The sequence below is a fragment of the Halobaculum sp. EA56 genome, from assembly GCF_051195075.1.
GTDB lineage: Archaea > Halobacteriota > Halobacteria > Halobacteriales > Haloferacaceae > Halobaculum.
Genome location: NZ_JBNTJX010000004.1, coordinates 83,710 through 105,066 on the forward strand (window position 1 = coordinate 83,710; position 21,357 = coordinate 105,066).

Annotated in this window: 24 protein-coding genes and 1 other RNA gene; 15 read left to right on the forward strand and 10 right to left on the reverse strand. The window is 73.0% G+C overall.

What is annotated here, in order from left to right:
* Positions 1-111: 111 nt before the first annotated feature.
* The 3 genes from ACQUQ1_RS08240 (at position 112) to ACQUQ1_RS08250 (ending at position 2,751) form a co-directional block, all read left to right on the forward strand.
* Positions 112-882: an enoyl-CoA hydratase/isomerase family protein gene (locus ACQUQ1_RS08240; protein ID WP_435063799.1), complete on the forward strand. Its 771-nt coding sequence runs from the start codon at positions 112-114 to the stop codon at positions 880-882.
* 79 nt (positions 883-961) lie between these two features.
* A complete protein-coding gene (locus ACQUQ1_RS08245) occupies positions 962-1,963 on the forward strand; it encodes an alpha/beta hydrolase (protein WP_435063800.1) in 1,002 nt (333 codons plus the stop codon).
* Positions 1,960-2,751: a methyltransferase domain-containing protein gene (locus tag ACQUQ1_RS08250; RefSeq protein ID WP_435063801.1), complete on the forward strand. Its 792-nt coding sequence runs from the start codon at positions 1,960-1,962 to the stop codon at positions 2,749-2,751. Before ACQUQ1_RS08245 ends, ACQUQ1_RS08250 begins: the two co-directional genes overlap by 4 nt.
* A gap of 18 nt (positions 2,752-2,769) precedes the next feature.
* On the opposite strand, the gene ACQUQ1_RS08255 is transcribed toward ACQUQ1_RS08250, so the two are convergent.
* A complete protein-coding gene (locus ACQUQ1_RS08255) occupies positions 2,770-3,534 on the reverse strand; it encodes a DUF7117 family protein (RefSeq protein ID WP_435063802.1) in 765 nt (254 codons plus the stop codon).
* A 122-nt stretch (positions 3,535-3,656) separates the two neighbouring features.
* Here ACQUQ1_RS08255 and ACQUQ1_RS08260 point away from each other — a divergent pair, with 122 nt between their 5' ends.
* The 4 genes from ACQUQ1_RS08260 to ACQUQ1_RS08275 all read left to right on the forward strand — a co-directional run bounded on the left by ACQUQ1_RS08260 (position 3,657) and on the right by ACQUQ1_RS08275 (position 6,207).
* A complete protein-coding gene (locus tag ACQUQ1_RS08260; RefSeq protein WP_435063803.1) occupies positions 3,657-4,058 on the forward strand; it encodes a VOC family protein in 402 nt (133 codons plus the stop codon).
* A gap of 308 nt (positions 4,059-4,366) precedes the next feature.
* Complete coding sequence (locus ACQUQ1_RS08265; protein WP_435063804.1) at positions 4,367-4,777, forward strand: DUF7528 family protein; 411 nt, start codon at positions 4,367-4,369, stop codon at positions 4,775-4,777.
* Positions 4,778-4,861: 84 nt separating this feature from the next.
* Complete coding sequence (locus ACQUQ1_RS08270) at positions 4,862-5,773, forward strand: DUF1028 domain-containing protein (protein ID WP_435063805.1); 912 nt, start codon at positions 4,862-4,864, stop codon at positions 5,771-5,773.
* Positions 5,774-5,880: 107 nt separating this feature from the next.
* Positions 5,881-6,207, forward strand: coding sequence for a hypothetical protein (locus ACQUQ1_RS08275; protein ID WP_435063806.1), 327 nt, complete (start codon positions 5,881-5,883; stop codon positions 6,205-6,207).
* A 40-nt stretch (positions 6,208-6,247) separates the two neighbouring features.
* Here the strand turns inward: ACQUQ1_RS08275 and ACQUQ1_RS08280 are convergent, their stop codons facing one another.
* Positions 6,248-6,751, reverse strand: coding sequence for an adenylyltransferase/cytidyltransferase family protein (locus tag ACQUQ1_RS08280; RefSeq protein WP_435063807.1), 504 nt, complete (start codon positions 6,749-6,751; stop codon positions 6,248-6,250).
* Positions 6,744-7,232, reverse strand: coding sequence for a Mov34/MPN/PAD-1 family protein (locus tag ACQUQ1_RS08285; protein ID WP_435063808.1), 489 nt, complete (start codon positions 7,230-7,232; stop codon positions 6,744-6,746). Before ACQUQ1_RS08285 ends, ACQUQ1_RS08280 begins: the two co-directional genes overlap by 8 nt.
* A gap of 181 nt (positions 7,233-7,413) precedes the next feature.
* On the opposite strand from ACQUQ1_RS08285, the gene ACQUQ1_RS08290 reads away from it, so the two are divergent.
* Positions 7,414-9,330: a DHH family phosphoesterase gene (locus tag ACQUQ1_RS08290; RefSeq protein ID WP_435063809.1), complete on the forward strand. Its 1,917-nt coding sequence runs from the start codon at positions 7,414-7,416 to the stop codon at positions 9,328-9,330.
* 48 nt (positions 9,331-9,378) lie between these two features.
* Here ACQUQ1_RS08290 and ACQUQ1_RS08295 read toward each other — a convergent pair whose 3' ends face one another.
* Positions 9,379-11,097 carry a phospholipase D-like domain-containing protein gene (locus tag ACQUQ1_RS08295; RefSeq protein ID WP_435063810.1) on the reverse strand — a complete coding sequence of 573 codons (1,719 nt, stop codon included), beginning with the start codon at positions 11,095-11,097 and terminating at the stop codon, positions 9,379-9,381.
* Positions 11,098-11,215: 118 nt separating this feature from the next.
* Between ACQUQ1_RS08295 and ACQUQ1_RS08300 the strand changes: the two genes are divergently transcribed.
* Positions 11,216-11,455 carry a hypothetical protein gene (locus ACQUQ1_RS08300; protein ID WP_435063811.1) on the forward strand — a complete coding sequence of 80 codons (240 nt, stop codon included), beginning with the start codon at positions 11,216-11,218 and terminating at the stop codon, positions 11,453-11,455.
* 93 nt (positions 11,456-11,548) lie between these two features.
* On the opposite strand, the gene ACQUQ1_RS08305 is transcribed toward ACQUQ1_RS08300, so the two are convergent.
* Entirely contained in the window at positions 11,549-12,856 is a 1,308-nt protein-coding gene (locus ACQUQ1_RS08305; RefSeq protein WP_435063812.1) for a HEAT repeat domain-containing protein, read from the reverse strand.
* A gap of 171 nt (positions 12,857-13,027) precedes the next feature.
* On the opposite strand from ACQUQ1_RS08305, the gene ACQUQ1_RS08310 reads away from it, so the two are divergent.
* Positions 13,028-13,891 (forward strand): carbon-nitrogen hydrolase family protein, encoded by an 864-nt coding sequence (locus ACQUQ1_RS08310; protein WP_435063813.1) that lies wholly within the window; start codon positions 13,028-13,030, stop codon positions 13,889-13,891.
* Between the two features lie 123 nt (positions 13,892-14,014).
* Positions 14,015-14,563, forward strand: a complete 549-nt coding sequence (gene dpsA, locus ACQUQ1_RS08315; RefSeq protein ID WP_435063814.1) for a DNA starvation/stationary phase protection protein DpsA — start codon at positions 14,015-14,017, stop codon at positions 14,561-14,563.
* Positions 14,564-14,738: 175 nt separating this feature from the next.
* On the opposite strand, the gene ACQUQ1_RS08320 is transcribed toward dpsA, so the two are convergent.
* Positions 14,739-14,912, reverse strand: coding sequence for a hypothetical protein (locus ACQUQ1_RS08320; RefSeq protein WP_435063815.1), 174 nt, complete (start codon positions 14,910-14,912; stop codon positions 14,739-14,741).
* A 79-nt stretch (positions 14,913-14,991) separates the two neighbouring features.
* Positions 14,992-15,831 carry a hypothetical protein gene (locus tag ACQUQ1_RS08325; RefSeq protein ID WP_435063816.1) on the reverse strand — a complete coding sequence of 280 codons (840 nt, stop codon included), beginning with the start codon at positions 15,829-15,831 and terminating at the stop codon, positions 14,992-14,994.
* A 224-nt stretch (positions 15,832-16,055) separates the two neighbouring features.
* Between ACQUQ1_RS08325 and ACQUQ1_RS08330 the strand changes: the two genes are divergently transcribed.
* Both ACQUQ1_RS08330 and ACQUQ1_RS08335 read left to right on the forward strand, forming a co-directional pair.
* Positions 16,056-17,153, forward strand: a complete 1,098-nt coding sequence (locus ACQUQ1_RS08330) for an NADH:flavin oxidoreductase/NADH oxidase (protein WP_435063817.1) — start codon at positions 16,056-16,058, stop codon at positions 17,151-17,153.
* 185 nt (positions 17,154-17,338) lie between these two features.
* The gene (locus ACQUQ1_RS08335) at positions 17,339-18,298 is read left to right on the forward strand and encodes a DUF7547 family protein (RefSeq protein WP_435063818.1); all 960 of its coding nucleotides are present in this window, start codon (positions 17,339-17,341) and stop codon (positions 18,296-18,298) included.
* On the opposite strand, the gene ACQUQ1_RS08340 is transcribed toward ACQUQ1_RS08335, so the two are convergent.
* The 3 genes from ACQUQ1_RS08340 to ACQUQ1_RS08350 are packed head-to-tail and all read right to left on the reverse strand — an operon-like array spanning position 18,299 to position 20,302.
* Entirely contained in the window at positions 18,299-18,703 is a 405-nt protein-coding gene (locus ACQUQ1_RS08340) for a hypothetical protein (RefSeq protein ID WP_435063819.1), read from the reverse strand. It lies immediately after the preceding gene.
* Between the two features lie 4 nt (positions 18,704-18,707).
* The gene (locus ACQUQ1_RS08345; RefSeq protein ID WP_435063820.1) at positions 18,708-19,148 is read right to left on the reverse strand and encodes a nucleic acid-binding protein; all 441 of its coding nucleotides are present in this window, start codon (positions 19,146-19,148) and stop codon (positions 18,708-18,710) included.
* Entirely contained in the window at positions 19,145-20,302 is a 1,158-nt protein-coding gene (locus ACQUQ1_RS08350) for a thiolase C-terminal domain-containing protein (protein WP_435063821.1), read from the reverse strand. The genes ACQUQ1_RS08345 and ACQUQ1_RS08350 overlap by 4 nt, the downstream gene beginning before the upstream one ends.
* Positions 20,303-20,446: 144 nt before the next feature.
* Between ACQUQ1_RS08350 and ACQUQ1_RS08355 the strand changes: the two genes are divergently transcribed.
* The gene (locus tag ACQUQ1_RS08355) at positions 20,447-20,860 is read left to right on the forward strand and encodes a DUF7548 family protein (RefSeq protein ID WP_435063822.1); all 414 of its coding nucleotides are present in this window, start codon (positions 20,447-20,449) and stop codon (positions 20,858-20,860) included.
* 173 nt (positions 20,861-21,033) lie between these two features.
* An RNA gene (ffs, locus tag ACQUQ1_RS08360) (signal recognition particle sRNA) lies at positions 21,034-21,348 on the forward strand.
* Positions 21,349-21,357 lie beyond the last annotated feature (9 nt).

Sequence of the window (21,357 nt, forward strand, 5' to 3'; positions counted from 1 at the left end):
CTGAGACGGGGTGAACGGGTTCGAGACGGACGACGTGGGACGCCGACGGACCGGTCCCGGCAGAGAAATTCATGGGGTATGCTACCGTGTCTCCGGACGGAGTGATCCCCGATGCACGTCGACCTCGAACACCTCACAGTCGAGACGGACGGCGCGGTCGCGCGAGTGACGCTCGATCGACCGGGCCGGCTCAACGCCATGCACTACCCCACCGTCCGCGATCTGGACGCGGTCTCGCAACTCCTCGCGGACGACGAGGAGATCAGACTCGTCGCGATCCGGGGGGCCGGTCGTGCGTTCAGTACGGGGATCGACCTCAAGGAGCTGTCGAGCGGAGCGATCGACCACGGCTATCACGTCGTGTTCGAGCGGGCGAAGCGGCGGTTCGAGACGATGGACAAGCTCGTGCTCTGTCTCGTCCACGGATACGGGCTGGGCGGGGGCCTGCAACTCGCGCTGTCCTGCGACATCCGCGTCGCCACCCCCTCGGCGCGGCTCGGCCTGCCCGCGACCAAGGAGAGCCTCATCCCCGGGCTGGCGACGATGCGGCTCGCGCGCTACGTCGGGATGGGTCGCGCCAAGCGGCTGACCCTCCTGGGGGACGACATCGACGGGGAGGAGGCACATCGGATCGGGCTGGTCGACCATCTGGTCGACGACGAGGATCCGAGCGCCGAGTTCGACGGGTGGATCGACCGGTACATGGACGCCAACTCGGAGGGGTGTCGGCTCTCCAAACAGGCGATGGTCGGCGCGTTCGACCTCGATCACGAGGCGTTCCTCGACCGGTATCTGGAGCTACAGGCGGAGGCACACGACTCGCACGATTTCGAGGAGGCGATGGCCGCCTACCGGGAGGACCGGGAACCCGAGTGGCGGTAGACGGCCAGCGTCTCGCGGTGCGACTCCCGGGCACCGCGGCGGACCCCCGATTTATCCCCGTGGGGTGCCGGCATCCCACATGGACCGAGCCGACGACCTCCACCCGGAGGCGCGGGACCTGCTGGAGACGATGGCAGCGGCGGACATGCCAGACCTCCGCGACCTCTCGCCGCCGGAGGCGCGGGAGTTCTTCGCCGAGTGGCGCGGCGAACCGACCGACGTTCCCGACCTCGCGTCCGTCGAGGACCGGACGATACCCGGGTACGGCGGCGCCGGCGACCCGTCCGAAGTGCCTGTCAGAACGTACACCCCCGATGGGACGGGTCCGTTCCCGACGCTCGTGTACTTCCACGGGGGCGGCTGGGTGATCGGCTCGCTCGACACGGCCGACGGCATCTGCCGGGTCCTCGCGGACGAGGCCGACTGCGTCGTCGTCTCGGTCGACTACCGACTCGCCCCCGAGCACCCCTTCCCCGCGGGACTGGAGGACGCCGTCGCGGCGACCGAGTGGGCCGCGAGCGACCCCGGCGAACTGGACGTGGACGGGCGCGTCGCCGTCGGCGGCGACAGCGCGGGCGGGAACCTCGCGGCCGCGGTCGCGCTCCACGCACGCGACGGGGGCGCGGGCGCGGGCGACGGGGGCGGACCGGATCTGGCCCATCAGACGCTGATCTACCCGGTCGTGGACCCGGGGACCGACTGGCCGTCGTACGAGGAGAACGGGGAAGGATACTACCTCGAACGCGGGGACATCGACTACTTCGGGGACCACTACTGGCGCAGCGACCTCGAACGCGCGAACCCCTACGCGTGCCCGCTGACGGCCTGCAGCCACGCGGACCTCCCGCCCGCGACGGTCGTCACCTGCGGGTTCGACCCGCTGCGCGACGAGGGCGTCGCCTACGCCGAGGCGCTCGCGGACGACGGCGTCCCCGTCGACCACCTCCACTACCCGTCGCTCATCCACGGCGTCGCGGGGATGCTCGGCGACCCCGGCGTGAGCGCGGCGCGCGAGGTGCTGGCGGACGCGGCCGCGGCGCTGCGCGACGGCTTCGGCGGGGCGCCGGGGGAGCGCGCGTGACTGGGGACTACGACGAGGCCGACGCCCGGGCGGAGGAGGCGGCTTACGAGACGGCGGGGGCCGCGCAGCGACGACGGTTCGTCCGCGACTCGCTGGACCCGGCGACCGGGGACCGGATCCTCTCCGTCGGCTGCGGCCCGGGGTTCGAGCCGCGCGAACTGGCCGAGGCTGTCGGTCCCGACGGCTCGGTGCTCGGCGTCGACCGCTCGCCAGCGATGACCGCACTCGCCCGGGAGCGACTCGCTCCCGTCCCGAACGCCGGCGTCGTCGCGGGCGACGCGACGCGGCTGCCCGTCGCCGACGGCGTCGCCGACGCCGCGGTCGCGGTCCAGGTGTTCCAGTACCTCGACCGGGTCGACCCCGCGCTCGCCGAGCTGTCCAGGGTGCTCGCTCCGGACGGCCGGGCGGCGGTGTTCCTCGCCGACTGGGACACGTTCGTCGTCCGGGGCGCCGACCCCGACCGGACGGACCGCGTCCTCGGGGCGTGGTCGGACCACTGCGTCCGGCCGACACTGGGGTCACGGCTACCCGAGCACCTCGACGGCGTCGACCTCGCGGTCTCGTCGGTCGAGCCGTACGCGCTCTCGGAGCCCGACCCGACCGGCGACGCGTTCGCCCGGCACCTGCTCGGGTTCGTCGCCGAGTTCGTCGCCGACCACGACGCCGTCGGCGCCGACGAGGCGGCGTCGTGGCGCGAGTCGCTCCGGGAGGCCGCGGACGACGGGGAAGCCTTCGTGAGCCTCACCGGACACTGTTACCTCCTCGAACCGACGCCGGCCGGGAACTGACCGCGGCCTCGGCTCGCCTCACTCGGCGTCGTTGAGGCGGTCGCGGGCGCTCGCCAGCGCGTCGAGGTCGTCCGCGATGAGGTACCGACCCAGCTCGACCGCCGCGTCGACGAGCGCGTCCGCCTCCGCGGGCGCCACGTCGCCCTCCAGCGCCTCGACGCGCTTCGCGCGGTCGCGGACGGCGCCGAGCGTCCGCGCGGCCTCGCGGTCCGGGTGGTCGTCGAGGTACGTCGCCACGTCCGTCCGGTACTCCAGCACCGCCTCCGCGGCGGCCAGCCCGCGGGCCTCGTGCATCCGCGGGGGCACCTCGCGGGCGCTCGGCCGCTCGCCGGTGTCGGCGGCGCGCAGCAGGGTCGTCACGTACCACTCCTCGTCGTCGGTGACGCCCGCGTCGCCGTCGGGGCCGCCCACGGTCGCGTCCGCGCGCCCGCCGCCTGGACCGGCGATCCGACCGTACACGTCGGCGGCGTGCTTCAGCTCCGCGGCCGCGAGGTAGGCGTCGTCCAGCGGGGCGAGCTCGCCCGCGCGGATGAACCCCCGCCTGCGGAGGTATCCCCTGCAGGCCTCCTTGACCTCCTCGACCAGCCCCGACAGCGGCTCCTCGTCGAGGGCCGCAAGCACCGACGTGAGGTCCAGTTCCGCCGGCGCGTCGGTGTGCCTGCGGCGCTCGCCCGTGCCCACGCTGCGGAGGCTCCCGCACTCCGGGCAGGCGACGCTCCCCGTCTCGAAGTACGACCACCGGGTGCCGCACTCGGTGCACTCGCGCTCGCCGCGGACTTCCATACCCGTCCGTACCGTCGGTACGGTGAAAAGCGCCCGGTCGCCGCGGCGCCGCCGTCCGCGTCGCGGCCGGGGAGCTCCTCCCCGCCGGCAACGCCTTGGTCCCGGGGCCCGACGAACCGCCCGTGACACCGAACTCGTTCTTTCACGTGGCGCTGAAAGCGGACGACGTCGACGCGACCGCGGCGTTCTACGAGGAGGCGTTCGACGGGACGCTGATCGAGCGGGGACACGCCGACGAGGGCGAGGGCGCGACCGCCGTCGAGCACGCCGCCCTGGAGGTGGCCGACAAGCGCGTGTACGTGTTCGACCGCGCGCCGTACGAGGCGACCGGCGACGTGGAGCCGATGCCGACCGGCCTGCTCCACTTCGGCTTCGTCGTCGACGACGTCGACGCCGCCCGCGAGGCGGTCGACGGCCCGGACGTGGACTGGGTGATGGGCCCGGAGCGGTTCGGCGACCTCCGCATCGCGTTCCTCCTCGACCCGACGGGGACCGTCGTCGAACTGATCGAGCACGTCTCCTGATCCTCCGGGTCGGTCCGCCGGCGGACTTATCACGCGGCGGCCGCTACGACCGGCCGCCATGTCGGTCCCACCGACGCGGGAGGATAGGCCAAGTCGCCGCGAGGCGGCTGGCCGCGAAATTCGACGGTAGCGACGGATCCGCCGACGAGCGAGCGCGACGCGGGGGTTCTCGCGACGACGCTACGGACCGGACAGCGACGGCGACGTCCGAGGCCGACCCCGACTCGACCGCGGCGGCGACGGCCGCGGGCGCGACGCGCGCGCCGGACACGCAACCGGAGGCGGCCGCGACGCCGGACGGCACGTGCGTGACGGTCACGCTCGACGGCGAGACGCACCGGCTGGACCGCGAGGCGGCGATAGCCCTGCGGGACGGCCTCGCCGACGCGCTCACGGCGCGCCGGGAGTTCCTCCACACGGCGGGGGAGCACCGCCCCGACGGCAGCTACGTGGTCGAGCGGCGCGCCGCCGACTCGGCGGGTCACAGCAAGGTGTTCGAGCGGTTCGCCGCGCTCCGCCGACTGTACGACCGGCTCCCCGCTGAGTTCACCGCCGAGGCGGTCGGCCGGACCGGCCTCACCGGCGGCAGGCGCCACCTGCTCGTGCGCCACCTCGCCGAGCACCCGGCGTTCGACTGCGAGCTGGTCTCCCGGCAGCCGCTCACCGCCCGCAAGCGCGGGAGCGACTCCGGACGCGGGGGTGTCGCCGGCGAGGCGTAGCGCGCGGCCGCGGTGTCCCGGTGGGGCGGCGTCGCCGGCCGCGCCCCGGCACGTTTTTGCCGCCCCCGGCGGAGACGCGATCGAATGACGTTCTCCATCGCCGCGCGCGACCCCGAGACGGACGCCGTCGGGGTCGCCGTCCACTCGAAGTTCATCGCCGTCGGCGCGGTCGTCCCCTTCGTGTCGGCCGACGCCGGCGCCGTCGCCACGCAGAGCTTCGCCAACGTCGCCTACGGCCCCGACGGCCTCGACCTGCTCCGGGAGGGCCACGACGCCGCCGAGGTGGTCGAGCGGCTCACCGACGCCGACGAGGAGGACCCACGGCGGCAGGTCGGCGTCGTCGGGCTCGACGGGGAGCCGGCCGCCTTCACCGGCGCGGAGTGCTTCGACGTCGCCGGCGACCTGCAGGGCGAGCACTACACCGTCCAGGGCAACATCCTGGAGAACGAGGAGACGCTGACCGCGATGGCTGACGCGTTCGAGGACGGCGAGGGCGGCCTCCCCGAGCGGCTGATCGCGGCGCTGCACGCCGGCAACGAGGCGGGGGGCGACTCCCGCGGCGAGCAGTCCGCGGCGCTGTACGTCGCCAAGCCCGAGGGCGGCTACGACGGGAAGAACGACCGCTGGGTGGACGTGCGCGTCGACGACCACGACGCGCCGATCGACGAACTGGAGCGGGTGTTCAAGCTGTACGACGTGACCCTCCTGTCGCGCGAGGAGCCCGACGACCCGCGGGAACTCGCGGGCGAGCGGGCGCGGGCGGTGTCGGAGGTGCTCGCGGATCTGGGCTTCCTCGACGGCTCGCCCTCTGCGACGTTCGACGAGGCCGAGCGGGCGGCGCTGGAGGACTTCCGCGGGATGAACAACTTCGAGAACCACTCGCTCGCGGTCGTGGAGGACGCCCTCGCGCGGGGGTGGGACGACGCCGACGGGGAGGGCGAGGTCAGGATGGTCGACGCCATCTGGCACGGCCTCCGGCACTACGCCCGCACGTAACGCAGTGACCGACCGTACCGCGACCGCCGACGCGACACGGCTGCGGTCGACCGGGGCGCCGCCGCCTCGGCGAGGGAGCCGCGTCGCCGCGGCGGCGGGGCGATGAGATGACCGGACACCTGCCGACGGTCGGCCTCCTCACCGTCCTTCTGGCGTTCGTGGGCGCCGGAATCGCGCTCGCCGGCGGGATCGGCCTCGTCGCGGTGTCGGCCCGCCTCGGGGACGGCGTCGCCGAGGCGACGACCCGGCGGGCCTACGGGCTGTGGTCGGTCGGCGCGGTCCTGCTGGCGACCGGTGTCCCCGCGGTCTTCCGGTCGACGCTCGCCGGGGCGCCGACGGCGCGGGCGCTCGGTCTCGTCGGCGTCGTCGCGGGCCTGGCCGCCGTGTGCGCCGCACCCGCGTACCTCTGGCGGGCGACGCTCGACGCCCCGTGACCGTCTCCCCGGCCGTCCCGTCGCCGTCGTCGCCGTCAGCTCACCCGCGCTGTTCGAGCAGCCTGTCGATGATCTCCCCGGTGGAGAGCAGTTCGCCCTCGTATCGGGGTTCGCGCCCGCTCGCGCGGGCGACCTCCGCGTCGATCCCCTCGGCCGCGAGCGCCTCGGCGATCGCCGTCTCGTCGTGGTGCTGGTCGAACCCCAGCACGATCACGTCGGGGTCGATCGCACGCACGGGGACGAAGAAGTCCTCCGGGTGGCCGAGGTGCGCCTCGTCGACCACCTCGAGGGCGGCGACCACGTCGCGGCGCTGTCTGTCGGGGCACACCGGCTTCGGCTTGTGGGTGACGTTCTCCCGTCGGGCGACGATGACGTGGAGCTCGTCGCCGCGGGCGGCGGCGTCCTCGAGGTAGTGGAGGTGCCCCGGGTGGACGATGTCGAAGGTCCCCTGCGCGAGCGCGATCCGGGGGGCGTCGGGGTCGGCCCTGTCCCCGCCCCCGGCGGTTCCGTCCTCGCCTCCGTGGTCGTCCCCGTCCTCACTCATCGTACAGCTCCGCGTCGATGTCCGTCTGGTCGAAGTCGAAGAACGCCTCGTCGTCGGGCAGCGCCACGTCGATCACGTCGAGGTCGCGGGGGTCGCCGTTCGAGTCGAACGCCCGCCAGCAGTCCCGGTCGTACGGCGCGCCGATGATGATGTGGACCTCGCCGGCGTGGAACGTCGCGAGGTCGGCGTCGGACGGCCGGAGGACGCCGTTGGGGTGGGAGTGAACCGAGCCGACGGCGTTCGTCGAGTTCGGCCGCATGTTCTCCTTGACGGTGGCCGACTCCGGCGTCGAGGTGGTGCCGGGGATGACGAGCACGTCGGTGATCACCTGCCCCCGCCGGTCCAGTCCGAGGTCGCGGGCGTCGGTCGCGCGCAGGAAACCCATGTACTCGTTCGGGTGGGTGTCCCGGGAGGCCTCCAGCGCGAACGTGAGCGTCTCGGACGCGATGCCGAGCAGCTCGCTCGACCGGAACAGTCGCATTGGCCGAACTCGGTCGGCGCGACAACTAAGGGTGTCGATGCGGTCACCTCCCCTCCCGTCGGGCGACGACGCCCGCCGCCGCCCCGGCTGACGCCGTCCCCGTCGTCCGCCCGGCGCGCCGCGAACGACCCGCTCGATCGATACTACAACCCTTAACACCGGCCGTCACTCACCGTGTGACATGACCGATTCCGCCGCCGGAGATCCCGGCGAGAACGGGGAGGGGGGTTCCCGCCCCGTGGTTCACGATCTCGACCCCGCGTGTACACGCACCGACGTGGACGTGGGGGCCCGCTACCGCGCCGTCGTCAACGGCGTGGTCGACTACGGCGTCTTCGTCGACGTCTCCGAGCACGTCTCGGGGCTGGTCCACGAGTCCAACCTCGACGGCGAGTCCTTCGAGGTCGGCGACGAACTGGTCGTCCGCCTCGAGGAACTGAAGGACAACGGCGACGTCTCCTTCGACCTCGCCGACGTCGACCTCTCGGAGGCCGACGTGCTCGCCGTCGAGCACGAACCGGAGATCACCCTGGCCGGCGACGTCGCCGTCGGCGACGACGTGACCGTCGAGGGCGAGGTCGTCCAGATCAAGCAGACGGGCGGCCCGACCATCCTCCACGTCGCCGACGAGTCGGGCGTCCTCGCGGCCGCCGCCTTCGAGGAGGCCGGCGTGCGCGCGTACCCCGAGGTGGAGATCGGCGACGTCGTCCGCGTCTCCGGGAGCGTCGAGCGCCACGACGGCGCCACCCAACTGGAGGTCGGCGACGTGACCCGCCTCGAGGGGGAGACGGCCGAGGCCGCCCGCGAGCGCCTCGACGAGGCGCTGGCCGAGCGTTCGGAGCCGGATCCGGTCGACCCGCTCGTCGAGTGGGAGGCGTTCGAAAAGCTCCGACCCGAACTGGAGGACCTGGCGCGGACGCTGCGCCGGACAGTGCTGGAGGGGCGGCCGATCCGGATCCGACATCACGCCGACGGCGACGGGATGTGCGCGTCGATCCCGCTGCAGCTCGCGCTGGAGAACTTCATCGAGGAGGTCCACGAGGGCGACGACGCGGCCCGACACAACCTCAAGCGCCTCCCGAGCAAGGCGCCGTTCTACGAGATGGAGGACGTCACCCGCGACCTGAACTTCGCGCTGGAGGGGCGCGCCCGGCACGGGCAGAAGCTCCCGTTCCTCCTGATGCTCGACAACGGCTCGACGGAGGAGGACGTTCCCGCCTACAAGAACCTCGCCCACTACGACGTGCCCATCGCGGTCGTCGACCACCACCACCCCGACCCGGAGGCGGTGAACGACCTGCTCGACCACCACGTCAACCCGTACATCCACGACGAGGACTACCGGATCACGACCGGGATGATGTGCGTCGAGCTCGCGCGCCTGATCGACCCCGACGTGACCGACGAACTCCGCCACGTCCCGGCGGTCGCGGGGCTGTCGGACCGCTCGAAGGCCGAGGTCATGGACGAGTACCTCGCGCTCGCCTCGGATGCCGGCTACGACCGCGGGCACATCGAGGACATCGGCGAGGCGCTCGACTACGCCGCCCACTGGCTCCGCTACAGCGAGGGCAAGACGCTCGTCGGCGACGTGCTCGACGTGGGCTGTGACGACTCCGAGCGCCACCGCGAGCTGGTCGAGTTCCTCGCCGAGAGCGCCGAGGAGGACGTGGAGGAACAGCTCGACGCCGTCGAGCCCCACGTCGAACACGAGCGCCTCGACTCCGAGGCGCACCTCTACCGCATCGACCTGGAGAACTTCGCCAAGCGGTTCACCTACCCCGCGCCCGGGAAGACCACCGGCGAACTCCACGACCGGAAGGTCCGCGCGACGGGCGAGCCGGTGATCACCATCGGCTACGGGCCGGACTTCGCCGTCCTCCGCAGCGACGGGGTCCGCCTCGACATCCCGCAGATGGTCACCGAACTCAACGAGGAGGTCGTCGGCGGGGGCGTCTCGGGCGGCGGCCACCTCGTCGTCGGCTCGATCAAGTTCGTCGAGGGGCGCCGCGAGGACGTCATCGACGCGCTCGTCGAGAAGATGGCCGACGCCGAACTCGACGAGGAGCTGTCGACGACGGTCGACCTCGACGACTGAGCGACGCGGAGGCGACCCCGCTCGGCCTGCGTCTTCCGCTCTCGCGGTTCATCCGATCGGCCCGGTCTCCTCGGATTCCCCGTCGCCCGACCGGCCGCTCGCGAGTTCGAAGCGCCGCCGCACGAACAGCGTCGCCGCCGCGGCCCCTGCCACTGCCGCGACCGCCAGCGAGGGCGAGAGCGACCGGAGGCCGCCACGTTCGCCGCTCGCGCGCCAGTCGGCCGCGAAGCTCTCGCGGTAGTAGTCGGCGACCGCCTCGCCCTCCAGCGCGACGACGACCTCGCGGTTCTCGCGCGCGCTCGTGGGGTTCCAGTTGAGCGATCCCACGACGGCCACGTCGTCCGCGACGACGCCCTTCGCGTGGACCTTCCCGTATCGCCCCGCCGGGTCGGCGACGCGCGCCTCGAACGGGACGCCCGCGCCGTCGGCCCACCTGTTCAGCCGACCCGCGAGCGCCTCGTTCTCCTCGCGGACGTACCACGCGTTCGACAGCAGCAGCCGGACCGTCACGCCGCGTTCGGCCGCCCGCCGGACCGACGCGAGCAGCGGGCCGTCGGCGACCGTCGGCTGGATCACGTCGACGCGGTCGTCCGCGGCGTCGACGACCGACACGACCCCGTCCTCGGCGTTTCCGGGGGCGGTCAGGAGCGTCGTCCGCTCGACCCGAACGTCGGCTGGCGGATGCCGCGTCGGATAGCGTCCGGTCGCCGGCTCGTCGACCCGGAACGTCCGGCCCGCACGGAATTCCCGCCACGCGACGGCGTCCCGCCAGCCGGCGTCGGCGCGGAACAGCGACGCGAGCGCGTCCGCCGCCGCAGGCGAACGGAGGACCACGCCCCACCCGCGGCTGTCGGCGCCGCCGGTCCCGCTCGGCTTCCAGTTCTCCGTGAGCACGACGGCCCGGCCGTCGGCGACGGCGTACTTCGCGTGGTGGAACCGGACCCGCGCGTGCGGACCGGCGACGACGCGGACCTCGACGCCGCCGGCGGCGAGGCGGTCGAGGAGGCGCGCCTGTCGCGCGTCGGTCCCGCCGACGGGGTCGCCCTCGACCAACACCCGAACGCGGGCACCGCGGCGGTGTGCGGCGATCAGTTCGTCCGCGACGCGCTCGGAGCCGAAGGTGTACCCCGCGAGCAGCACCCTGCGGTCGGCGTTCCGGATCGCCTCGACCGGCGGACCCGGCGCGTCCGGAAGCAGGAAGGCGGTCGCGTTCGTCGGACGGAAGTCGACCGGCGGTCGCGGCTCGAGGCCGACCGGCCGCCACGGGGGGTCCGTCCACCGGAGCCACCGCTCACCCTCCGGCGCGCGGCCGTACTCGACGGCGTCGACGACCGGGCCGTCGGGGCCGCCCCGGCGGAGGGCGACCCGCTCGCCCGCGTTCGACAGCGACAGTCCGGAGCCGACGACGCGCCCCTCCGGGGGGGCGACCGGCGCGTCGGGGTCGTCCGTGAGGACCACCCGGCCGGCGCGGTTCTGTCGAACCGTGACGCGCGATTCGCCGTCGTCGACGGTCCAGTTCCCGACCGGGAGCGCCACGAGGACGTACTCGCCGGCGTCGCCGGCGGCGACGGGGTTCGGCAGGAGCTCGACGATGCGTGATTCATCGACGGCCGGGACGGGTCCGGCGGGCGGTCCGGACGGCCCGGTCGCGAGCGCGGCGCCGGCACCGTCGACGGACGCGGCAACGGGTGCGGTCGCGGCCGCGCCGACCGGAGCGAGCGCTGCGAGGAGGAGCGCGAGCGCGAGCGCGGCGGCGGCACGTGTCACCGCGACGGTCTGGGCCCGGGTTCGTACTTGAACGTTCGTCCGTCGAACGCCGTCCGACCCCTCGCGACGGGCGAGCGCGCTCCGGAGCGTTTTTGCCCCGACGACGGCGGGAGTCGGTATGGTCGCTCTCGCCGAAGGGATCCGGCTGACCGGCGCCGCCCTGGGTGCCGTCGGCGGCGCCCTCGTCGCGCTGGAGTTCTTCCAGATGCCCTCGTACGTCAGTTATCAGGAGGAGTGGAACAGCTACGACATCGACATCGCGCCCGACGAGGTAACCGAGCACACGAACCTCGGACGCGTCGGCGGGCTGCTCGTCTCGCTGGGGTTCGCGTTGCTGTTCCTCGGAGAGCTGATGTAACCGTCGCGAGTACGCGGTCGGGAGGACGGCACGAACGGAGGGAACAGGGGCGGAGCGCGCGGGGGGACGCCGCGACGGACCCGATCGAGCGCCTCAGGCCGCGGCTTCCTCGGCGTCGGCGCCGAGCGCGTCGCGGGCCTTCTCGGCCTCGGTCTGGACGATGAACGCGCGGTCGTCGTCGAACTCCGCGGCGGCCTCCAGCGCCCCCTCGGTTCCGATCTGCCGGAGCGCCCAGAGGGCGGCCGCGCGGACGGTGTCGGCGTCGTCCTCGGCGGCGGCGTCCGCCAGCGGCTCGACCGCGCGGGTGTCGCCGATCAGGCCGAGCGCGCGGGCGGCGTAGGGGCGGACGTCGTCGTTGTCCATCGCCAGCTTGTTCGCGAGCGGCTGGACCGCGTCGGGGTGGCCGATCTCCCCGAGCGCCTTGAACGTCACCTTCTGCAGCGCCGGGTCGGAGTCGGCGTCAACGTACTCGACGAGCGTCTCGACGGCGTCCTCGGCGGCCATCTTTCCGAGCGCGCGGATCGCCGGTCGGTCGCGCTTCCCGGCGCGCTGGTGCATCGCCTCGAAGGCCCCCTGGTCGTTCATCCGCGTCAGCGCGTCGAGGCAGTGCTCCTCCATGAACTCCGACTGGAGCGAGTCGAGCGCGAGCAGCACCATCTCCACGTTGCCCTGCTGCTCGTGTTCCTTCAGGGCCGCCAGCTCCGGCGGGAAGTCCTTGTAGTGGCCGAGCACGTCGTAGAAGCCCTGCGCCTGCAGCTGTTCGTGGGTCTCGAGGTCGTCCCACTCCTCGGCGTCCTCGACGCCGGCCTCCAGGTCGTCCGTCGCCTCCAGCAGCGCGGCGATGGTCTCGGCGTCCTCGTCGGCGTCCAGGTCGGCGTCCTCGACGGCCTCGACGGCGTCGGCGAGGGCGTCCGCGAGCGACTCGGGGTCGTCCTCGCCCGTCCGGTCGAGGTCTGCCCCCAGCGCCTCGTTCACGTCCGCGAGGAAGGCGTCCACGACGGCCGGCAGGTCGGCCTCCCCGGACTCCGTCCACCGGGTGTCGCGGATCGTCGCCTGCGCGGACTCGACGTCGTCCACGACGTCCGAGGCGTACGGGCCACGCTGGTCGGCCAGGTCGTCGCGCAGGTCCGAGAGGCGCGACTCCAGTTCCTCGCGGGGGTCCTCGGCGTCGTCGTCGTCCTCGTCCGGTTCCGGGAGGTCGGCGCGCTCGAGGTCCGATTCGATCTCGTCGAGGTCGGCCTCCACGTCGTCCAGGTCCGACTCGGTCTCGGCGGCCTCCAGCGCCTCGGCGGCCTCGTCCAGGCGGGCCTCCAGGTCCTCGGCGGACACCTCGGGGACGATGTCCGTCCCGTCGCCGTCCTCGGGGTCGCTGGACTCCTCGGCCGGATCGTCGTCGCTCATGCCCGATGGTGGGCGTGTCGCCTACAAGGGCGTTTCCATATTCCGGGCGAGGCGTCGTCCGCGCGGGCGGGGACCGAGCCGGGATCACCCACGCCGGGCGCGGTCCCAGTCGACCGCGGACGCCGCCGGTCAACCATGGATGTTATTTCGGTTGACGGCGAGCGTCGGGGCATGCCGACCGTCGCCGTCCCGCAGGTGTCCGTCTCGGATCTCGACGTCGAGGCCAACCTCGCGACCGTCGCCGATCGGGTCGCCGGCCTCCCCGACGACGTCGAGGTCGCGCTGTTCCCGGAGTACGCGCTCACCGGCTTCGTGGCCGACGGCCGCGCGCGGGCGGTCGCGCTCGACCGCGACGGCCCGGAGCTAGACAGGGTCCGCGACATCGCGGGAACCTACGACACCGCCGTGCTCGCCGGGTTCGTCGAACGGGGATCCGGATCGGTAGCTCCGGGCGGGAACGAGCGGACCGACGACGAGGCGGACGCCGAGGGCCCGGACGTCGACGACGCGGACGCCGACGTGGACCCGCCGCTGTATAACGCGCTCGCGTACGTCGCGCCCGACGGTGGGACGACGGTCTACCGCAAGCGCCACCTCTGGGGGAACGAGTCGTCCGTACTGGCACGGGGCCAGGGACGCGTGACCGTCGAGACGCCGGTCGGCCGGACGGGCCTGCTCACCTGCTACGACCTCAACTTCGTCGCCGACAGCGCGGCCTTCGCCGCCGACCGCGTCGACGCGCTGTTCGTCGCCGGCGCGTGGCCGGCGGCGCACTCGGAGAACTGGCGGCTCCTCCTGCGGGCCAGGGCGCTCGACGGCGTCCGCTGGGTCGTCGGCGCCGGCCGGACCGGCGCCCGCGAGGTCGCCGACGCGCCCCGGACGGAGTACGCGGGTCGCTCGGCGGTCGTGCGCCCGGACGGACACGTCGCGGCCGCGTGCAACCGCGACGAGCGCGACCTGATCGCCGAGCTCGACCCCGGGGTGCTGGCCGAGCAGCGCGCGTTCATCCCCGTGCTCGACGAGCCGACCGGGTGACGCGCGGTCCCCGGCGGCACCCCCACGTCATTGTCTCACAAGAAACTGAATTTAGGGATTCCGAAAAAGAAGTTCACGTGACACCGGGTTTTATGGGGGTCCGGCCCCTACGTCGGGGTACAGATGAGCACACAGAAGCGCGTACTCAAATCGGCCGGCGACGTGGAAGGAAGCGAAGCGCTGCGGATGGACGCCGAGAAGGCCGAGCAGGTCGTCGACGCACTGAACACGGATCTGGCGGCGACGTACGTCCTCTACCACCAGCTCCGCAAGCACCACTGGAACGTGGAGGGCGCGGAGTTCCGCGACCTGCACATCTTCCTCGGCGAGGCCGCCGAGAACGCCGAGGCGTTCGCCGACGAGATCGCAGAGCGCCTGCAGGCGCTGGGCGGCGTCCCGCACGCGTCGATGGAGACGCTGCAGGAGGAGGCCCCCGTCGAGCCCGAGGACGAGGACGTCTACGACATCCGCACGTCGCTGGAGAACGACATGGAGATGTACGGCGACATCATCGAGACGCTCCGCGAGCACGTCGAGCTCGCGGACGGCCTCGGCGACCCCGCGACCGGCGAGATCCTGCGCAAGAACATCGTGCAGGTCGAGGAGGACGCACACCACATCGAGCACTACCTCGAGGACGACACCCTCGTCTTCGAGGGCGCGATGCACTAAGCCGGCGACCGGATCGCGGGTCGTTCCCTCGCCTCCGTTCTCTTCGTTTTCTACCCGACCCCGAGAGCCGTGGGGCCCGCGAGAGCGGTCGCTGCCGTGACGGGGGAGAAGGACCGCGCGAGAAGCAGTCGACGCCGTTCGTTCGGCCTCGGGTGACGCGGGAACGACGGCCCGGCTACCGTTCGAGGTCGACCGTCAGGTCCGTGGATATCCAGCCGTCCGAGTTACCGTTCTCCGTGAACACGGTCCTGTCCGGGCACGTGCGGAGGGCGGCGACGTCGGTCTCCGGGGCGGAGCCGCGCTCGGGCGTCTCCGCTTCCTCCCGACCTGCGAGCACATCGTGCGTCATTACCGGTGTCTCACGCCCCCGAGGGCATATAGGTTTTGGTACCCCTAAACGGTAGGCCGACCTAAACGACCGGCGACCGTCACTCGTCGCGGCCGATGCCGCACCCCGAGATGGTGTCGCACTCGACGCCGCGCTCCTCGAGCGCGTCGACGAGCGCGTTCATGCCGATCGCGTCGCTGGCGACGTGGCCGGTGACGACCAGGTTCTTCCCCTCGTCGCCGAACTCCTCGCGGAGGTCGGCAGTGTCGCCGGCGCCGACGTGGATGTAGAGGACGGTGTCGACGCCGTGCTCGAAGTACGCCCGCGCGACGGACGCGCCGCCGTTCGTGCCGGCGGCGTGGTGGACGGCCACCTCCCCGAGGTCGTTGCCCCGGTCGCCGACGCGAAGGCGGACCTCCGTGTCGGCCGCGGCCAGTTCGGGAATCCCGCCGAGCGCGTCGACGAAGTCGCCGGCCGTGGCGTCGTCGGCCATCCCGTCGGCTACCTCGCGGAAGACGCGGCGGCCGTACTCGTCGGGCGCGAGGTGGGTGTTGAGGTACGGCTGGTCGAGTAGCTCCGCGACGCTGGGGTCGTGTCGGTAGTTGTCGGAGTGGGCCCCGTGGTCCATCCGCGACCGGAGGTCGGAGACGGCGTCCTCGGCGACCTCCCGGGGGACGCCGTGGTCGGTCATGAACTCGACCTGCGTGTCGAGCACCTCGGGGAAGTCCAGTCGCGCGGACATCCCCGTCGGGTGGTGTGCCAGCGCCAGGTCGTACCCGAGGTCGTGCGCGAGTTTGATCTCCGCGGACTCGAGGTCGATGCCGACCAGCGCCGTCTCGACGTCCTCGCCGGGGACGTACACGGTGCTGTCGGCGGGCACGTCGTCCCAGCCGACCAGGTCGAGGCTGATCTGCATGATCTCGGCGGTCGAAAGACCCATACCGACCACCATCGGGACGCATAGTGAAAACACACGGGTAGGGGAAGTCCGTGCGGGCTACCGCCCAGTGCCCGCGCGGGAGCGACCTGCGGGGAGGGGTCCGGGCGGGGAGCCCGACACGGGTGTCGCCTCGTCCCCGCGGGGCCGCCGCCGCTCCGTCCCCGGAAGTGGCAAGCCCGTCGCTCGTCGCCAGGGGTTTGTACCGATACGGGCGTACCGTTCCCATGGTCGATACGCTGTTCTCGCCGCTGACGCTCCGCGGGACGGAGATCCCGAACCGCGTGTTCGTCTCCCCGATGTGCCAGTACTCCTCACCGGAGGGCCTGGCCACCGACTGGCACTTGGTCCACCTCGGGTCGCGCGCCGTCGGCGGCGCCGGCCTCGTGATGTCCGAGGCGACGGCCGTGTCGCCGGAGGGCCGGATCACGCCGCAGGACCTCGGGATCTGGACCGACGAGCAGCGCGACGCGCTCGCGCCGATCGCCGAGTTCGTCCGCTCGCAGGGGTCCGTCCCGGCGATCCAGCTCGCCCACGCCGGGCGGAAGGCGTCCACTCGCCGCCCGTGGGAGGGCGGGGACCCGATCCCGCCGGAGGACGGCGGCTGGAAGGTCGTCGCCCCGTCGGGGCCGTATCCCCGCGGGGGCGACGAACAGCCGACTCGGAGCCTCACGACGGGCGAGATCGAGGACGTGGTCGCCGACTTCGCCGACGCCGCCGAGCGCGCGCTCGAGGCGGGCTTCGAGGTCGCGGAGGTCCACGCGGCACACGGCTACCTCCTCCACGAGTTCCTCTCGCCCGTGGCGAACGACCGCGACGACGAGTACGGCGGCTCCTTCGAGAACCGAACGCGCCTGCTGCGCGAGGTGACGAGCGCGGTCCGGTCGGCGTGGCCCGACGACAAACCGGTGTTCGTCCGGATCTCCGTGACCGACTGGATCGACGGCCGCGAGTCGTGGGACGTCGAGCAGTCCGCCAGGCTGGCTCCCCTGCTCGCGGAGGCCGGGGCGGATCTCGTGGACGTGAGCTCCGGCGGCATCTCGCCCGCACAGGAGGTGCCGTACACGGGCCCGAGCTACCAACTCCCCTACGCGGAGGTCATCCGCGAGCACGTCGAGGAGACCGACGCGGACATCGCCGTCGCCTCGGTCGGGGGGATTAGCGAGCCCAAGCAGGCACAGGAGATCGTCGCCAACGGGCGTGCCGACGCGGTGCTCATGGCGCGGGAGTTCCTCCGGTCGCCGTACTGGCCCCTGCACGCGGCCCACGAACTCGACGAGGAGATCGAGTGGCCGGTACAGTACCGACGGGCGAAGCCGCAGTAGCGGCGAGCGGGGCCGCCGTGAGTGTCGAACCGCCCTCGGTGAGTGTCGCGGGCGGCGACGCCGGCGAGGTCGAACCGGAGGGTGGACGCCCTCGACGGCGACCGCCCTCACCGAGTGACCGTCCTCGACAGCCAGCACCCCCGCTGAGTGAACCCTTTTGTTCGGACGCGCACAAGACCGGGGCAATGACATCCCCCTCCCGCGGCGGCGACCGGGACGTCGAGGACCTGCGGACGCTCGTCTCCGAGTTGGAGGCGACGCTCTCGGAACTCCGGGCCGAACTCGACGAACCCCGGGAGCGTCGCTCCCCCCGCGACGGCGGCGACGGATGGAACGACCCTGAGAGCCGGGATCGAACCGTCCGACGGGACCGTAGCCGGGGAAGGAACCGTCCGCGCCCGCCCCGGGTCGGCGAGCTGTTCCGGTTCACTTCGGACTACACGATCCCCACGGTCGTCGCCGTGCTGGAGGCGACCATCGAGGCGCTGGAACTGCTTCAGGGGGTGATGGACCTGGCCGCGCCCGGAGAGACGCCGGAGCGGCGCACGCGCCGACGCGGGCGCGGCGGCCGCGGGGCCGGCCGGTCGATGCTCTCGGACGCGCTGGCCGACGGCGTCACCTCCGCGACCGACCGGGCGGCCACGGACGCGGCCGACGCGCTCGCCCGGCTCCGGGACACGCTCTCGGAGGCGGACCTCCCCGAGGACGGGGAGAGCCGCGACCTCGTCGCCGACGCCCGCGAGCTGAGCGCCGAACTGGAGCGGCGGGTCCGGGAGTCCCGCGACGCGGTCGACCGGGAGCGCGAACGCGAACGGCGCGCGGACCGCGGCGGCGACGGGGGAGACGACGGCGGCCCGGTCACCATCGCCGTCGGCGAACCCGGCCACTCGGCGGACGAGGGGCCCTCCGACGGGAACGACGGCGACGAAGAAGCCGAGCGATCGGAAGACGGCGGGGACGGCGACGCTCCCGAGGTGGATGTGGACGCGGAACTGGAGTCGATCAAGCGGCAGGTGAACGCGGACGCCGACGGCGAGGAGGAACGGGGCGGCGTCGGGGACGGCACCGACGGCGGGGACGTCGAGGACGCCGAGGAGCGCGACGGCGGGGGGAACGGAACCGACGGCGACGGTCCGTCCCCCTGATCAATCGTCGCCGTCGCGCGTCCCGGTGAACAGTTCGACGGCCCCGACGGCGGCGCCGACGAGGACGACCGCCGGCCAGGCGAGCAGTACCCACCACAGCGGCGTCCGGTCGGCCGGCGTCGGCGTCGTCGCGGGGGCGACGTACTGCCCCCAGGTCGCGACAGCGGCCCCGAGGAAGACGACGGACGGGACGGCCGCGGGTGCGATCAGCCCGCGGCTCGCGCGCGCCCACCCGCCGACCGCGCCGGCGACGACCGCGCCGACGAGCAGGTACAGGCCCATCGCCGGGCCGGGGTCGACCGGGACGAACAGCGCCAGCGCGAGGCGGACGGCGACTAGCGAGACGAGGACGCCGACGAGCACGGCCGTTCGCACGCGGATCCGCGCGCCGTCTCCCTCGGACACGGTCCTACTCCACCGGTCGGAACCGGAAGCCGTCCCACTCCTGGCTCGCGGGCTCGCGGATGCCGGCCTCCGGGTCCCGTAGCTCCTCGCAGTACACCGGCTCGACCTCGTCGCCGATCGCCAGATCCCCCGTCGTCGCCTGTCCGATGGCGCGGACGGGCACGCCGTCCACGTCGAACTCCACGACGACGACGTGGTTCGGCTCGCGGACGCCCGGCGGCGTCGCCGTCGACGTGGTCCAGGTGACGACCTCGGCGGTGTACGCGCTCAGGTCGACCGTCCCCACGGGCTCCTCGCCGTCCGGGCCGACCGGGTGCGGCGGGTAGGTGATCGAGCCGTCCGGGTAGCGCGCCGCCTCGAAGGCGGGGGCGTCGTCGGCGTCCTCGCCCGCCTCGCCGCCGTCCGTGGCGACCGCGTCGGTCCCCGTCGGGTCGTCGTCGCTCATGCGTCCACCCCCTCGAAGACGGCGGTGGTGACGCAGTTCCCGAACCCGCCGACGTTGCACGCGAGGCCGACGTCGGCGTCGACCTGTCGCTTCCCGGCGTTGCCGCGGAGCTGCTGGACGACCTCGTACGCCTGCGCGACGCCCGAGGCTCCCAGCGGGTGGCCCTTCGATTTCAGGCCGCCGGAGGTGTTGATCGGGAGGTCGCCGTCGCGGGCGGTGCGTCCCTCCTCGACCGCCTTCCAGCCCTCGCCCTTCTCGGCGAAGCCGAGGTCCTCGAACTGGAGGAACTCCAGGATCGTGAACATGTCGTGGAGCTCGGCCACGTCCACGTCCTCGGGCGACAGGTCGGCCATCTCGTAGGCCCGGTCGCTGGACTCGACGACGCCGCGCATCGTCGTCGGGTCCGCGCGCTCGTGGACCACGTGGGTGTCGGTGGCGCCGCCGATGCCCGAGATTCGGACGTACTCGTCGGCGTGCTCCTCGGCGACCGAGGCCGGGCACAGCAGCAGCGCCGCCGAGCCGTCCGTGATGGGACAGAAGTCGTACAGGCGCAGCGGGTCGGCGACGATGGGCGACTCCAGCACCGTCTCCAGGTCGACCTCCTTGCGGAACTGCGCGTGGGGGTTGTCGACCCCGTTGCGGTGGTTCTTCACGGCCACCTTGCCGAGGCTCTCCCGGGGCGCGTCGTAGGTGTCGAGGTACAGCCGCGCGGTGAGCCCGGCGAAGCTCGGGAGGGTGAGGCCGTGCTTATACTCGCAGGGGTGGGTGAGCGAGGCGATCACGTCCGTCGCCTCCGCGGTCGTGCGGTGGGTCATCTTCTCGCCGCCGACGAGCAGCGTCATGTCGGAGGCGCCGGAGGCGACCGACTGCCACGCGGCGTAGATGCCCGCGCCGCCCGAGGAGGAGGTCTGGTCGACGCGGGCGGTGTAGGCCGGTACCGCCTGCAGGTCGTGTGCGAGCGCGTTCGGGACGCCCGTCTGTCCCTCGAACTCGCCGCTGGCCATGTTCGAGACGTAGAGGTGCTCGACGGCGTCGGCGGGCACGCCGGCGTCCGCGAGGCAGGCCTGGCCCGCCTCGGCCAACAGCTCCCGTATCCACGCGTCGCGTTCCCCGAACCGGGTCATGGACGCGCCGATGATCGCGACGTCTTCCATACCTCCCCCCTCCGCGGCGGACCACTTCGGCGTTCCCCTTCCGGTGACGCGGCAGCCCGGCGACGCGGCGTCCGTCTGCCGCCCGACGGCGGTGGCGCGCCGGGATCGACGGCCGTTAAGTGTGACCCGCCCCGAGCCGGGGATATGGACCTCGCCGACGTCGCGCCGACCGCCGGCATCGCCGCCTGCGTCGCCCTCCTGCTCGCGCTGGTCGCGCCGTTCGTGCTCGTCGCCGACCCGGGAACCGGGCTCGGCGTCTACTACGCCTCCGGAGCGCTCGGGGTCGGCGGCGTCGGCTTCCTCGCGCTCCTGCTGATCGTCGTGTTCCTCTCGGGCAAGCAGGAGCGGCGCCCCCCGGACACGGTCGCGGGCGTCGCCGTCGTCGCGAGCCTCGCCCTGTTCGCGCTCACGGCCGCCTGGGCGCTCGCGGTCGACGTGCAGAACCTCTACTCGTTCCCCGCCTCGGCCAGCTGGATCCTTAACCACCGGTGGGTCGTCCTCGCGCTGGCGGCGCTGGTGCCCGCCAGCGCCGGCGCGTACGCGCGAGCTGTGCTGTAGCCGGGGCGACGCCGCTGAGGTGGACGACGCCGGTGCCGCGGACGGAACGGCGGGCCGAGCGTTCCCGCGCCGGCCGCGTGTCGACGGGGTTCTACCGCCGTTCCCTCTCTCGGTTTCGTCCGCCGACCCTCGCGGCGGACCGCAAGGCCCATAAGTGACTCCGGGTAACGTTCGGATGGACTAGGTCGGGCAGTTAGGCCCTGCTCGTCTCCCGCCATAGAGTCTTCAGCGGGGACCGAACGCCGGACGCGTCCGGGGAGCCCGCCGGGGGCCCCGGAAGCTGGCGGAGAAGCCTCGTCCGCCGGGGACGGCGGTCCGCCGGGCCGCACCCGCAGGGGTGCCCGCCCGCGGTTCGTCGGCGGCACCGGGTCAGGCGCGGAAGCGAGCAGCCCACCGCCGAACGTTCGTCGCTCGTCGGGTCGCGGGGCGGAGTCAGCGACCGGGACTCCCCCCGGCGGAACTCCCGGGCAACGCCGGCCCGTCCGCCATTCATCCCG